Genomic DNA, 12,157 nt, shown 5'->3' with positions numbered 1-12,157 from the left:
GCCCTGGCGTGCGGCGAGCGCCGGGTGGGCCGTGGTGCTCGGTGGGGTGGCCGGTGGCGCGTGGCGTGTGGGGGGCGCCGGGTGAGCTGTGGCGTGCGGCGGGCGCCGGGTGGGCTGTGGTGCTCGGTGGGGTGCCGCGCTGGTCGTGGTGTGCGGCGAGCCGTGCTCGTGGGGTGCCGGGTGCGTAGGTGGCGGGCTTCTCGCGGGCACGGGATCGGTACGCCGTGGTCCGTTGGGGTCATTGCGGCGCCGCCGCGCCGGGGAGGGAGGACCCTGGCTTTCCCTCGCCCGCGAGGCGTGTCATCAGGTCCGCCGCGATGCGCAGCACGTCGCGTTCGGCGGGGGTCAGCTCCGTGCGCAGCGCCTCGGCCAGCCAGGCGTTGCCGTCGCGCACGTGGTCGTCCAGGGCGGCCCGCCCCTGGGCGGTGAGCCTGATCGTCTGCTGGCGGCGGTCCCGGTCGTCGCGCGATCGTTCGACCAGTCCGGCCTCGTCGAGGGCGTTGATCGTCCGGGTGAGCGACTGCGGCTGCAGCCCCTCGACGTCCGCCAGCGCGGTCGGCGTCAGCGGGCCGCCGTGCCGCAGGTTCGCCAGCACCGACGTCTCCAGCCGCGTCAGCCCGGTCCGCCCGGTCTCGGCACGCAGCCGCTGCGCCAGACGGGACACGGCCCACCGCACGGCTCCCGCGGTCTCCCAGCAAGCATCGTTCACAGGTGCCACGCTAAAGCTTAATAAACACCCAGTCAAGCCAACGCAGCACCCCGAAAATAACAAGCTTATGCTTACTGTCTGGTGCTGGTGCGGACGACCACCGACCACGGGGCCTCACCCGGGGCGTCGGCCCCCAGGGCGATCAGCGCGCAGCTCCGGCCCTGCTCGCACAGGGACTGCGCAACCGTGGTGAGCCCCTCCCGCTCCGCGTCCGGATCGTCGTCCCACCCGGCGACGGCCACGTCCGCCGGCACGCGCAGCCCCCGGCGGCGGGCGGCGTCCAGGACGGCGAACGCGAGCTGATCGCTCATCGCCACCACCGCGTCGGCCCCGGTGTCCAGCAGCGCGTCGGCCAGGGGTGCGGCTTCGGCCCGGTCGTTGCGCGCCACCACGGCCACCGGCATCGCCCCGGCGTCGAAGCCCGCGTCCCGGCAGTGACCGGCGATGCCGCGCAGCCGCTCGCGCGTCACCGGGAACTCCACGCTCTCCGGATCCGGCCCGGTCTCCAGACGCGCCCTGCGGTCCCGCCCGAACGGGAAGCTCAGCACGGCCGGCCGGGCCGCACCGGCGAACACGCGCGCCGCCAGTTCGCGAGCCGAGGCCCGGTTGTCGATCGTGACCACCCGGGCGCCGGGCACGGCCGGGCCGCCGTGCACCGCGACCGGCTTGCCCAGCCCGGTCACCACGGGCAGCACCGGATCGGTGTCGGCGGTGGTCCACACGATGTAGCCGTCCACCGATGCCGACGTCACCCGCTCGACGTCGGTGTCCTCCCCGGTGGTCGGAATCAGGTTCAGCCCGGTCCCGCGCTCCCGGCAGACCTCGGCGACCCCGGTGAGGAACCTCCGGGCCTGCGGGTCCTCGAAGGCGTAGGCGAGGTGCTCGCCGAGCGCGACCCCGATCGTGCCGGTGCGGCGGCGGCGCAGCGACCGCGCGGTCGGGTCCGGCCCCCGGTAGCCCAGCTCGGCGGCGACCGCGCGGACCCGGCGCAACGTCTCCGGCGCGACCCGGTCCGGCTGGTTGTAGCAGTACGACACCGTCATCGGCGAGACACCGCTGCGGCGCGCCACCTCGGCCATCGTGACGCGCGGCGATCCCGGGCTGGACATGCCCCCACCCTATCTGTGTATCGTTACACAATGCGCATCCAGAGGACGGGTGTCGCGCTCGGAGCGCTCAGCGCCGCCTGCTTCGTGTCCGTGACGTCGGAGAACCTGCCGGTCGCCCTGCTGCCGCAGTTCGCGGCCGGGTTCGGCGTCTCCGGCTCGGCCATCGGGCTGCTGATGACCGGGTACGCGATCGTGGTCGCGGTCTCGGTGGTGCCGCTGGTCGCGCTGACGGCCCGCTGGGACCGCCGCACGGCCGCGCTCGTCACGGTCGCGGCCATCGCGGTGTCGAACCTGCTGCTGGCGCTCGCACCCGGGTACGCCGTCGCGGTGGTCGCCCGGCTGGTCGCGGCGGCCGGGCACGGCGTGTTCTGGTCGGTGGTCGCGCCGATGGCCGCCCGGCTGCTCGGACCGGACCGGTCCGGCCGCGCCACCGCGGTCGTCTTCGCCGGCAACTCGCTGGCGTTCCTCTTCGGGCTGCCGCTGAGCTCGTGGCTCGGGGAGACGATCGGCTGGCGGCCCACGGTCCTCGCGGTGGCCGGCGCCGCCGCGCTGGCGGCGGTGGTGGTCCGCGCGACGGTCGAGCCCACCCCCGCCGGACCGCCGGCGCCACGCCGCGGCGCGCTCGGCCGGGCCCTGCTGCCGGTCAACCTCGCCACGCTGGTCGTGGTGACCGGGCACTTCGCCGCGTTCACCTACATCACCGCGATCATCGCCGACTCGGTCCACCTCACCGGGGCGGCGACGTCGGCCCTGTTGTTCGCGCACGGCGCGGCCGGCCTGCTCGGCCTGGTCCTGATCGGGCGGCGGGTGGACAGCCGTCCGCGAGCCACCGCCCTGGTCGTCACCGGCGGCCTGGCGGTGTGCATGGTCGTGCTGCTGATCCCGGGTTCCGGCGTGGTCGCGGGCGCCGCGGTCGTGCTGTGGGCCGTGCCGGCCGGCGGGATGGCCGTGGTGCTGCAGGCCGCGGTCCTGCGGGTGGCCGCCCAGCCGGACCTGGCGTCCGCGGTCTACATCGTCGCCTTCCAGGTCGGCATCGCCACCGGCGCCGCGGTCGGCGGCGCCGCCCTCGACCACGGCGCCCTGCCCGCCGCGGTGGCGCTGGCGGCGGGCTGCGGGCTGGCCGCCACGCTGATCGTCCGGCGGTCCGCCGCGTTCCGGGGCACGCCATGAGGCCGTGGTGGCAGGACGCCGTGATCTACCAGGTCTACCCGCGCAGCTTCGCCGACAGCGACGGCGACGGCGTCGGTGACCTGCCGGGCATCCTCGAACGACTGCCGTACCTGCGGTGGCTCGGCGTGGACGCCCTGTGGATCTCACCGTTCTTCCGGTCGCCGATGCTCGACTTCGGCTACGACATCAGCGACCACACCGCCGTCGACCCGGTCTTCGGCACCGGCGCGGACGCCGACGCCCTGATCGCCGCCGCGCACGCGCACGGCCTGCGGGTGATCCTCGACATCGTGCTGGGCCACACCAGCGACCGGCACCCGTGGTTCACCACGCGCCCGGACTTCTACGTGTGGCGGGACGGGTCCGCGCCGCCGAACAACTGGCTCGCCGGGTTCCCGCCGGGCAGCCCCGCCTGGACGTGGCACCCCGGGGCGGGGCGGTGGTACCTGCACTCGCACCTGCCGCAGCAACCGGACTTGGACTGGGCCAATCCGGCGGTGCGGGCCGCGCAGCTGGACGTGCTGCGGTTCTGGCTGGACCGGGGCGTGGACGGGGTGCGGCTCGACTCGATCAACCGCCTCGGCAAGGACCCGGCGTTGCGCGACAACGTGCCCGGCGAGCCGTCGCGGCACCAGGACTGGCCGACGCTGCACGACTACCTGCGGGAGGTGCGCGCGGTCGCCGACGGCTACCCGGACGTGGCGGTGATCGGGGAGGTCTGGGAGTTCGACCAGCGCCGGATCCTGCCCTACCTCGCGCCCGGCGAGCTGCACCTGGCGCACAACTTCGTGTTCGCCCGGGTGCCGTGCGACGCCACGGGAATCCGGCGCACCGTGGAGGAGTTCCTGGATCTGGCCGGGCCGGACGTGTGGCCCGCGTGGTTCCTGAACAACCACGACGAGCCCCGGATCGCGAGCCGCTGGTCCCCGGGCGGGGCGCGGCTGGCGGCGATGCTGCTGCTGACCCTGCGGGGGACGCCGTTCCTGTACCAGGGCGAGGAACTGGGCCTGCCGGACACCGCGTTGCCACCCGGGACCGGCACCGACCGCAACGGCCGCGACCCGCAGCGCACGCCGATGCCGTGGGCGCCGCCGTCCGAGGCCGGCCCCGGCGCCGGGTTCACCACCGGTGATCCGTGGCTGCCGGTGGGGGACACGGCCGAGCACCTCAACGTGGCCGTCGAGCGTCGGGACCCGGCGTCGATGCTGTCGCTGTACCGCGCGCTGCTGGCGCTGCGGCGCGCCCGGCCCTCACTGCGTCACGGCAGCCAGGTGTTCCTGGACGCGCCGCCCGGCGTGCTCGCCTACCTGCGGGTGGCGGGCCGCGAACGCACCCTGGTGGCGCTGAACTTCGGCGACACGCCCCACGCGCCCGGCTTCGGCGGCCGCCCGCTGCTGGCGACTGGGGACGTGCTGGCCCCGGGCGCCGGCGCCGTGTTCGACGCCGGTTAGCGCTTGCGGAACACCGAGCGCGGGAACAGCCGCCCGCGCCAGGACATCGGGGCGTTGCGCTGCAGGCTCCGGCGCAGCCCCTCGAACGCGGTGGCGAGATCGGCGTCCGTGGACTGGCTGGGGGAGTACCACGAGCGCTCCACCTCGGTGACCACGGTGCGCAGGTCGGTCTTCCCGGCGTCGTCCAGGTTGTGCTGCACCGCCATCTTCTGCGCCGCCGCCCGCACCGTGTCGCTCGGCGGGATCGGGATGCCGCGGTCGGCGCACTCGTCCATCAGCTCCGCCCACGCCGCGTCCGCCGCGCCCGGACGGCGCGCCGTGATCGCGGTGAGGCGCCGCCGCCGCTGGATCTCCCGCAGCACCGCCGGGGCCATCCCGGCCACCGCGACCAGCAACAGCACCAGGGCCAGCACCCAGTGCACCAGCCACGCGGTGAGCACCACGGCGACCAGCCACGCCCCGGCCGCGGCCAGCGGCAGCCAGGACGCCGTCCGCCCGCGGAACTTGCGGATCGCGAAAAACGCGCCCGCGGTCAGGGCCAGCGCGATCAGCACCAGCACCAGCGCGGTCCACCCGGTCCACCCCGGCGCCGAACCGGCCGGCGCGGCCTGCGTGCCACCCGGGTTGGCGGCGCTGCCCTGCGTCTCGGGGACACCGGTGGGCGCGACCCGCGTGGTGGACACGCTCGGCACGTCCTGCTCCTCCGAGTCCGAGGACCCGCTGGAGGTGGCGCCGGACTGCAGGTAGGGCGGGACATAGCCGCGGCCGTCGGAGCGCGGGGTCGGGTCGAAGCTGACCCAGCCCAGGTCGTGGAAGTACACCTCGACCCACGCGTGCGCGTCCTGCGAGGTGATCATGCGCGAGTCGCCGTCGGCGTAGCCGGAGGTGAACCCGACCGCCACCCGCGACGGGATGTTCAGCACCCGCAGCATCACGGCCATCGCGGAGGCGAACTGCTCGCAGAAGCCGCGCTTGCCGTTGAGGAGGAAGTCGGCCAGCGCGTCGCTGTCGGTCGCGGCGGCCGTCTCGGTGTCGTAGGTGAACCCGTTCTCGGCGCTGAAGTACCGCCAGATCGCGCTCGCCCGGTCGAAGTCGGTGGCCGCGCCCGCCGCGAGGTCCTGGGCGAGGCTGACCACGCGCGGGTCGACGCCGGTGATCTGGCTGTAGCTCGCCGGGATGTCGCCGCCGCGCGTGCTGGCCGACTCCAGCTCCTCCTTCGTCGGCTCGGCCAGGGACGCGGTCTCCACGTAGGCGGGGATGCGCTGCTTGCGCTCGCTGAAGACCGCGCCGCTGGTCGGGTCGTAGTACCAGCCCTGCGACACACCCTGCAGGCCGCGCAGCTGCCCGTACACCGGCATCCACACGTCGACCCAGTTCAGCGGCTCGATCTGGATCTGGCGCGCCTCGCCGGAGCCGTCGTCACCGGGCGCGGCCGGCAGCGGCTGGTTGGCCGGGAAACCGGCCGGCATCGGGCCGTCCGGGAGGCTCCATCCGCGGTTGGGCCGGTAGGTGTCCAGCGTGAACGCGCGCAGCAGGCGCTTGTCGTTGCCCAGGCCGCGGACGCGGAAGAGGTCGACCGTGCTGCCCTGGTCGAGCATGCCGCGCAGCGAGGTGAACGGGTTGACGCCCAGCCCGCCGGACCCGGCGCCCGCGCCGCTGCGGCCGCTGCCGGGCAGGCGCCCGACGGTGCCGACCGCGGTGATCGCGGTGCCCGCGACCAGTCCCAGGACCACGGCGACCGCGACCACGGCCACCGGTGCGGACGCGGCGGCCGGCGCATTGCCGAGGCCGGAGTCGCGGTTGCGCCAGCGGCGGTGCCGGTGGTTGCCGTCGACGGCGAGCAGGCCCGCGAAGGCCGCCGCGCCGAGCAGGAACGTCCACCACGGGAGCATGTCGTCGGCCAGCGAGGCGGGCACCGCGTAGACGCACAGCAGCACCAGGCCGGTGGCGGCGGGCGCGGACGCGGCGACCGCGAGGGTGTCCACGAGCACCGCGACCAGGCCGATCGCGATGGTCACCAGGCACAGGATCGGCGGGGTCGCCTCGACCGGCGGCAGGCCCGTGCGGATCTGCTCGAACGCCGCGGTGAGGACACCGTTGATCTCGCTGAACGCGGCCGGGCCGGGGATCACGCCGAGGATGCCGCTGCCGGTGAACACGCCGGTGATCAGCAGCAACAGCACGACGAGCTGGGCCAGCCCGACCACGGCGGTCGGCGTGCGGATGGTCCGCAGCGCGAGCCCGGTGGCGGCGACGAGCACGACGGCCACCGTGACGTACCCGAGCCAGCCGGCCTCGCCCACGACGCCGGTCAGCGAGGTGGAGGCGCACAGGGTGGCCAGGCCGGCGGCGATCGGCGCGAGGACCGAGCCCCGCCACTGCGGCGGCGGCTCCACGACGCGCTGCGTCGGCCGGTGCAGCTCCGGCCGCCCCGGCGGCGGGGCGTCGGGCTGCTGCCCGGGACGCGGCGGACGGCCGGCCAGCGTGGTCACTGCGTTCCCCCGGAGTTCAGGTGGCCGGGTGCCCGGCCGGTGGTCGGCGACGGCGCCACGCTCACAGCGCACCCCCGATCAGGGTGCCCCGCCCCGCGGCCGTGCGGCACAGATCGCCCCAGACCTGGGGCATCGGGGAGGTCGGGCCGGCCACCACGACGCCCCAGCCGGACGCGCGCAGCAGGGCCGCCGACTCCTCGGTCGCCGCCGCGCGGTGCTCGGGCGCGCTCACGCCCCCGGACCACGCCGGGGTGTCCAGCAGCACCGCCAGGCTGCGGATGCCCCGCGGCCGGAACCGCGCCAGCTCCGTCACCGCCTGGTTCGACACCGTCCCCAGGATCGCGATCAGCTCCTGCCCCTCGGCCGGATCATGACCCGTCGTCAGGTCCCGCTGGTGCGCCGGCTGCAGCGCGGCCAGCGCGTCCAGCAGCACGTTGTCGTAGCCCTCGCCGCCGTCGCCGGGCACGTCGGCCAGCGGCTTGCCGTGCTCGGTGACCAGGCGGACGCGGTGCCCGGCCCGCCGCACGTGCACGCACACGCTCGCGGCGAACGAGATCGCCCACTCCAGGCTCGCGGCCGGGCCGGTCCCGTGGTGCGCCGCGGCCCGGTGGTCGAGCAGGACGGTCGTCCCCCCGCGCCACGGCCGCTCCTCGACCCGCACCATGATCTCGTCGCGCCGCGCGGTCGAGCGCCAGTGCACCTTGCGCAGGTCGTCGCCCTGGCGGTACTGCCGCACGATCACGTCGGTCTCGCCCTGGCCGGCGTGCAGCCGCACGCTGCCGTCGTCGCCCGCGCCGATCCCGGCGCCGCTGGGCAGCCCCCACAGCGACACCACCTTCGGCACCACGACCAGCCGCGAGTGCGCGATCAGCTCGCGGTCGAACTCGCACAGCCCGAACGGGTCGGTCAGCGTCGCGCGCAGCGGCCCGACCTGCTGGATCCCGCGCATCATCGGCTGGATCGGGTACCGCAGCGCGATGACCCGCCCGTGCGGCAGCCGCTCCACGACGAACCGCGGCCGCGACCCCAGCGCGTAGGGCACCCCGTCCTCGAGCAGCACCTCACCGGCGGGCAGCTTGCCGTTGCGCCACAGCGCCAGCTCCACCTCGCCCGCCGAACCGGCCGAGACCCGATCGGGCAGCAGCGTGCGGGACGCGCCGATGCGCACCCGCGACGCCGCGATGAACAGGGCGATCAGCAGCGCCAGCGCCACCACGAACACCGCGACCCGCAGCAGGTCGCGCTCGTTGAGCACCACCGCGCACACGGCGGCCGCCACGCCGGCGGCGAGCAGGCACCGCCCCCGCGTGGTCAGCCCGGACAGCGAGCGGAACACGGCCGGCTACCGGCGGCCGGCGGTCTGCGGGTGACCGCCCTGGGGCACCGGCACCCGGTGCAGCACCGCGCGGACCACGTCGGTGGCGGAGCGGCGGGCCGCGTGCGCCTCGGTGGTCAGCACCAGCCGGTGCGCGAGCACCGGGACGGCGACGGCGTGCAGGTCGTCCGGGACGACGAAGTCGCGGCCGGACAGCGCGGCCTGGGCGCGCGCCGAGCGGACCAGCTGCAGCGTGGCCCGCGGTGAGGCGCCCAGCCGGATCTCCGGCACCTGGCGCGTCGCGGCGACCAGGTCGACCGCGTACTTGCGCACCTCCGGCGCCATGTGCACCGCGCGGACCTGCTGGATCAGCCGGTTGAGGGTGGCCGCGTCGGACACCGGCTGCAGATCGGCCAGCGGGTCGTGGCCGGCGTGCTCGTCGACCATGGCCAGCTCGGCCTGCTGGTCGGGGTAGCCGATCGACACGCGCGCGGTGAACCGGTCGCGCTGCGCCTCGGGCAGCGCGTAGGTGCCCTCCATCTCGATCGGGTTCTGGGTGGCGATGACCATGAAGGGGTCGTCCAGGCGGTAGGTCGTGGTGTCGACCGTGACCTGCTTCTCCTCCATGCACTCCAGCAGCGCCGACTGGGTCTTCGGCGACGCGCGGTTGATCTCGTCGCCCACCACGATGTTGGCGAACACCGGGCCGGGCCGGAACTCGAACCCGCCGGTCTGCCGGTTGTAGATGGACACGCCGGTGACGTCGCTGGGCAGCAGGTCGGGCGTGAACTGGATGCGGCTGACCGTGCAGTCGATCGACCGGGCCAGCGCCTTCGCCAGCGACGTCTTGCCGACGCCCGGCACGTCCTCGACCAGCAGGTGGCCCTCGGCCAGGAGCGTCACCAGCGCGACGCGCACCACCTCGGGCTTGCCGACGAGCACCCGCTCGACGTTGCCCGCGATGCGGCGCATGGTCTCGTGCAGCTCACCGTGGCCGTTGTGGCTGATCGGCAGGCCGTGTGCCGGGCTCGCACCGGACGGGTGGTACGGCGCTTGCCCGGGCGCCTGCTCGCCGGTGAACTCCCCGGACGATGCAGGCTGTGTCCTCGACGTCACTCGACCTCCTGGTGCCGAAGCCCATTTTTCAAAACCGGAACACGGGTGCGGCCCGCCTGAACCGCGCCGCGGCGCGGAAGGATCTCACAGCCGGGGACGGGCGACGCGCGCGGTGGCCCGCCCCGGCACCCAGCCTGGCATCCAGTGTGTCAAACCCCGGCCAAGTCGGTCGAAGAACCCTGAATTCGATTCGGACGCTATGCTGCGTTGCGGAACCGGTCGGCTACCGAGAGGTGCGAACAGAACCGATGACCGACACGCACAGTGGCCTGAACGTGAACGCGGGGGCGTTCGCGGTCTCGCCCGAGCTGGCGGCCGGGGCCTATCAGCAGATCAGTCAGCTGCAGGACGTCGTCGGCGAGATGGTGCGGGAGGCCCGCGTGCTGGGCCGCACCGTGCCGCTGGGCGGCGGGTACGCCGGTGAGGTCGGCGAGTTCATGGCCCGCTACGGCCTGGGCGGCCCCGGTTCGGCCGCCGATTCGCTGATCCGGTTCGGCCAGGAGCTGGAGACGCTGAAGACGAACATCCGCCGCGCGCTGAAGCGGTACTCCGACAGCGACGACGACGCCGCCGAGGGCGTCGACTGCAGCGGTGGCTGAGCGGATGCGCGGTGCGGTCCTGGTGCTCGCCGCCGGCGCGCTGCTCGCCGCGTGCGGGCAGCCGGTTCCGCCGCCGCCCGCGGCGCCCGTCCTGTCCAGCTCCGCCCCGGCGCCGTGCGCGCCGCCGTCACCGGCCGGGCTGGCCGCGCTGAAGCCGTGCGAGCTGCTGTCCGCGACCGACCGCTCCACCGCCGGGCTGACCTCGCTGGGCGAGGAGAAGACCATCGGCACCGCCCGGGCCTGCGACTGGACCGAACCGGGCACCTTCGGTGTCACCGTCACGCTCGCCGAGGACGCGCCGCTGGCGTCGCTGGAGATCGACAAGGGCACCGGCAAGCGCGTGACCGTCGGCGCGCACCGGGGTTTCCGGGTGTCCGACCGCCGCGCCGGGGACGGCACGTGCGCGGTCCTGCTCGGCGTCGGCCAGGAGGCCAGCGTGCAGGTGGACGTGACCAACACGGGCTTCGCGGACACCCCGCTCGCGTGCGAGCGGGCCGACACCGTGGCCCGGCTGATCGAGCCGAAACTGCCCTGAGGAGCCGGCGTGAACCAGGTGCCCGAGCCGACGACGCGGTACGAGTCCTACAGCCACGAGGCGATGGCGGCCGAGGTCGCCGACGGCAACGACCCGGCCACCGCGGGCCGGATCGGTGAGCAGTGGGCGGGGCTGGCCGCGCGGCTGCGCGAGTCGGCGCAGGCGCTGGGCACGATCGCCGAGCGGGCGGGCGAGGCGTTCCAGGGCCCGGCGGGGGAGGCGCTGCGCAAGACGCTGGCGAAGGCCGAGAGCTGGTCCGGGCACGCCACCGAGCTGTCGATGACGCTGTCCGACGCGGTCGGCCGCCAGGCCGGGATCGCCGCGCGGGCGCGGGACGAGATGCCGCCGCCGGTGCCCTACGACCCGGCCGCGATGATCCGGGAGGCCGCGGCGAGCGGGAACTTCCTGGCGCTGGCCGGGCTGTCGGACGCGATGGAACAGCGGCGGGCGGCCGCCGAGGAGGCCCGGCAGAAGGCGATCGACGTGCTCAACGCGCGCGACGCGGCCCTGCGCGAGTCGGTGCCGGGCCGGTTCTTCGACGAGCCGCCGGAGCTGGGGCAGCCGTGATCCGGGTGTCGGCGTCCGCGTTCGACGTCCTGTGGCACGACCTCGGGCACGCCCGGGTGCCGGCGCCGCTGGAGGTGCGCAGTGTCGGCGCGACCGAGGCCGAGCGCGCCGAGATCCGCCGCGCGGTGCACGCGAACCTGGCCGAGCGGGGGTTGCGCGACGCAGACCGGCTGGACCCCGCGCTGGAGTCCCGGCTGGCGACGCTGGCGACCGCGGAGGTCTACGTCGAGTGCGAGGCCCTGGCCGACGTGCAGGCGGAGGTGCCGTTCCGGGCGGTGGCCGCGGCCGGCGGCAGGCGGGGCGTGCTGGCGGCGCAGCCGAGCCGGACGATCGGGCTGTCCGGGATCCGCGACACGGAGGTCTGCACCGCGGTGGTCGACCTGCTGCCCCCGCTGGAGCCCGGGCCGGGCTACGGAGTCAGCCTCCCGGCCGACGCCCTGTCCGGCGGTGGTGCTTCGCGGGCGGCCGCGCGGCAGGTGGACGAGGTGCGCGCGATCCAGTCCCGGCCGGTGCTCGGGGCGGGGCAGTTCACGGTGCGCGTCCGCGAGGGCGGACGGCTGCGCCGGGTGGGCGGCGTGAGCTGGTTCCGCACCGACCAGGGCGCGTACCTGGGCACGGTGGAACCGGGGCGCGGGGGAGCGCCGTGGGTGAACGTGGTGCCCGCCGGCTCGGCCAAGGTGGCGGCCCGGCTCGCGGAGCTGCTCGACTGAGCCGCCGCTCGCGGCTCGCACTGTTCGGCGCTGCGGCTCGCGGCACCCACCACTACCCCCGCGGCCTGAGCGCGGAACTCGCCGGCCTGAGCGCAGAACTCGCCGGCCTGAGCGTGGGACTCGCGGGCCTGAGCGTGGAACTCGCGGGCCTGAGCGTGGAACTCGCGGGCCTGAGCGTGGGACTCGCCGCTCCGCGAGTTCCGCTCGCGAGTTCTGCGTTCCCGCTCGCGAGTTCTGCGTTCCGGCGCGCGAGTTCCGCGTTCGCGAGGGAGGTGGGTTTCCTGGCGGGCGACCTCGGGCCGGCGGCGAGCGTCCCGCTGTGCGGGGTGTCCGGCGCGCGCACCGGCTCCCCACCTTCCACCACCGCCGCCCCCACTTCCACCC

Annotated in this window: 11 protein-coding genes; 6 read left to right on the top strand and 5 right to left on the bottom strand. The window is 75.2% G+C overall.

The window, feature by feature from the left end; translation table 11 throughout:
- Nucleotides 1-238: 238 nt before the first annotated feature.
- Nucleotides 239-709, bottom strand: a complete 471-nt coding sequence (locus tag D0D28_RS34175; protein WP_233157299.1) for a MarR family winged helix-turn-helix transcriptional regulator — start codon at nucleotides 707-709, stop codon at nucleotides 239-241.
- A 71-nt stretch (nucleotides 710-780) separates the two neighbouring features.
- On the bottom strand, nucleotides 781-1,818 hold the full coding sequence (locus D0D28_RS34170; protein WP_240323465.1) for a LacI family DNA-binding transcriptional regulator: 1,038 nt from the start codon (nucleotides 1,816-1,818) through the stop codon (nucleotides 781-783).
- Nucleotides 1,819-1,848: 30 nt separating this feature from the next.
- Between D0D28_RS34170 and D0D28_RS34165 the strand changes: the two genes are divergently transcribed.
- Nucleotides 1,849-2,988 (top strand): MFS transporter, encoded by a 1,140-nt coding sequence (locus D0D28_RS34165; protein ID WP_116115303.1) that lies wholly within the window; start codon nucleotides 1,849-1,851, stop codon nucleotides 2,986-2,988.
- Nucleotides 2,985-4,439, top strand: a complete 1,455-nt coding sequence (locus D0D28_RS34160) for an alpha-amylase family glycosyl hydrolase (RefSeq protein ID WP_116115301.1) — start codon at nucleotides 2,985-2,987, stop codon at nucleotides 4,437-4,439. Before D0D28_RS34165 ends, D0D28_RS34160 begins: the two co-directional genes overlap by 4 nt.
- On the opposite strand, the gene D0D28_RS34155 is transcribed toward D0D28_RS34160, so the two are convergent.
- The 3 genes from D0D28_RS34155 to D0D28_RS34145 form a co-directional block, all read right to left on the bottom strand.
- Nucleotides 4,436-6,931 carry a transglutaminase TgpA family protein gene (locus D0D28_RS34155; RefSeq protein ID WP_116115299.1) on the bottom strand — a complete coding sequence of 832 codons (2,496 nt, stop codon included), beginning with the start codon at nucleotides 6,929-6,931 and terminating at the stop codon, nucleotides 4,436-4,438. The genes D0D28_RS34160 and D0D28_RS34155 overlap by 4 nt on opposite strands.
- Nucleotides 6,932-6,992: 61 nt before the next feature.
- Nucleotides 6,993-8,267, bottom strand: a complete 1,275-nt coding sequence (locus tag D0D28_RS34150) for a DUF58 domain-containing protein (RefSeq protein ID WP_116115297.1) — start codon at nucleotides 8,265-8,267, stop codon at nucleotides 6,993-6,995.
- A 6-nt stretch (nucleotides 8,268-8,273) separates the two neighbouring features.
- The gene (locus D0D28_RS34145) at nucleotides 8,274-9,362 is read right to left on the bottom strand and encodes an AAA family ATPase (protein WP_162830725.1); all 1,089 of its coding nucleotides are present in this window, start codon (nucleotides 9,360-9,362) and stop codon (nucleotides 8,274-8,276) included.
- 248 nt (nucleotides 9,363-9,610) lie between these two features.
- Between D0D28_RS34145 and D0D28_RS34140 the strand changes: the two genes are divergently transcribed.
- From D0D28_RS34140 to D0D28_RS34125, 4 genes are read left to right on the top strand one after another with little or no spacing between them, the layout of a single operon-like run.
- Nucleotides 9,611-9,961, top strand: a complete 351-nt coding sequence (locus tag D0D28_RS34140; RefSeq protein WP_094005917.1) for a hypothetical protein — start codon at nucleotides 9,611-9,613, stop codon at nucleotides 9,959-9,961.
- Nucleotides 9,962-9,965: 4 nt separating this feature from the next.
- Nucleotides 9,966-10,496, top strand: coding sequence for a DUF3558 family protein (locus D0D28_RS34135; protein ID WP_116115295.1), 531 nt, complete (start codon nucleotides 9,966-9,968; stop codon nucleotides 10,494-10,496).
- A 9-nt stretch (nucleotides 10,497-10,505) separates the two neighbouring features.
- Complete coding sequence (locus tag D0D28_RS34130) at nucleotides 10,506-11,063, top strand: PE-PGRS family protein (RefSeq protein WP_094005919.1); 558 nt, start codon at nucleotides 10,506-10,508, stop codon at nucleotides 11,061-11,063.
- Complete coding sequence (locus tag D0D28_RS34125; RefSeq protein WP_116115293.1) at nucleotides 11,060-11,773, top strand: ESX secretion-associated protein EspG; 714 nt, start codon at nucleotides 11,060-11,062, stop codon at nucleotides 11,771-11,773. Before D0D28_RS34130 ends, D0D28_RS34125 begins: the two co-directional genes overlap by 4 nt.
- Nucleotides 11,774-12,157 lie beyond the last annotated feature (384 nt).

The organism is Amycolatopsis ruanii (assembly GCF_003385175.1).
GTDB classification, from domain to species: Bacteria; Actinomycetota; Actinomycetes; order Mycobacteriales; family Pseudonocardiaceae; genus Amycolatopsis_E; species Amycolatopsis_E thermalba.
This window is presented reverse-complemented; position numbering and strand designations above follow the sequence as displayed.

Coding starts and splice junctions, on each gene's coding strand:
- D0D28_RS34170 (WP_240323465.1), bottom strand. CDS start 1,818: ATGTCCAGCCCGGGATCGCCGCGCGTCACGATGGCCGAGGTGGCGCGC.
- D0D28_RS34165 (WP_116115303.1), top strand. CDS start 1,849: ATGCGCATCCAGAGGACGGGTGTCGCGCTCGGAGCGCTCAGCGCCGCC.
- D0D28_RS34160 (WP_116115301.1), top strand. CDS start 2,985: ATGAGGCCGTGGTGGCAGGACGCCGTGATCTACCAGGTCTACCCGCGC.
- D0D28_RS34140 (WP_094005917.1), top strand. CDS start 9,611: ATGACCGACACGCACAGTGGCCTGAACGTGAACGCGGGGGCGTTCGCG.
- D0D28_RS34135 (WP_116115295.1), top strand. CDS start 9,966: ATGCGCGGTGCGGTCCTGGTGCTCGCCGCCGGCGCGCTGCTCGCCGCG.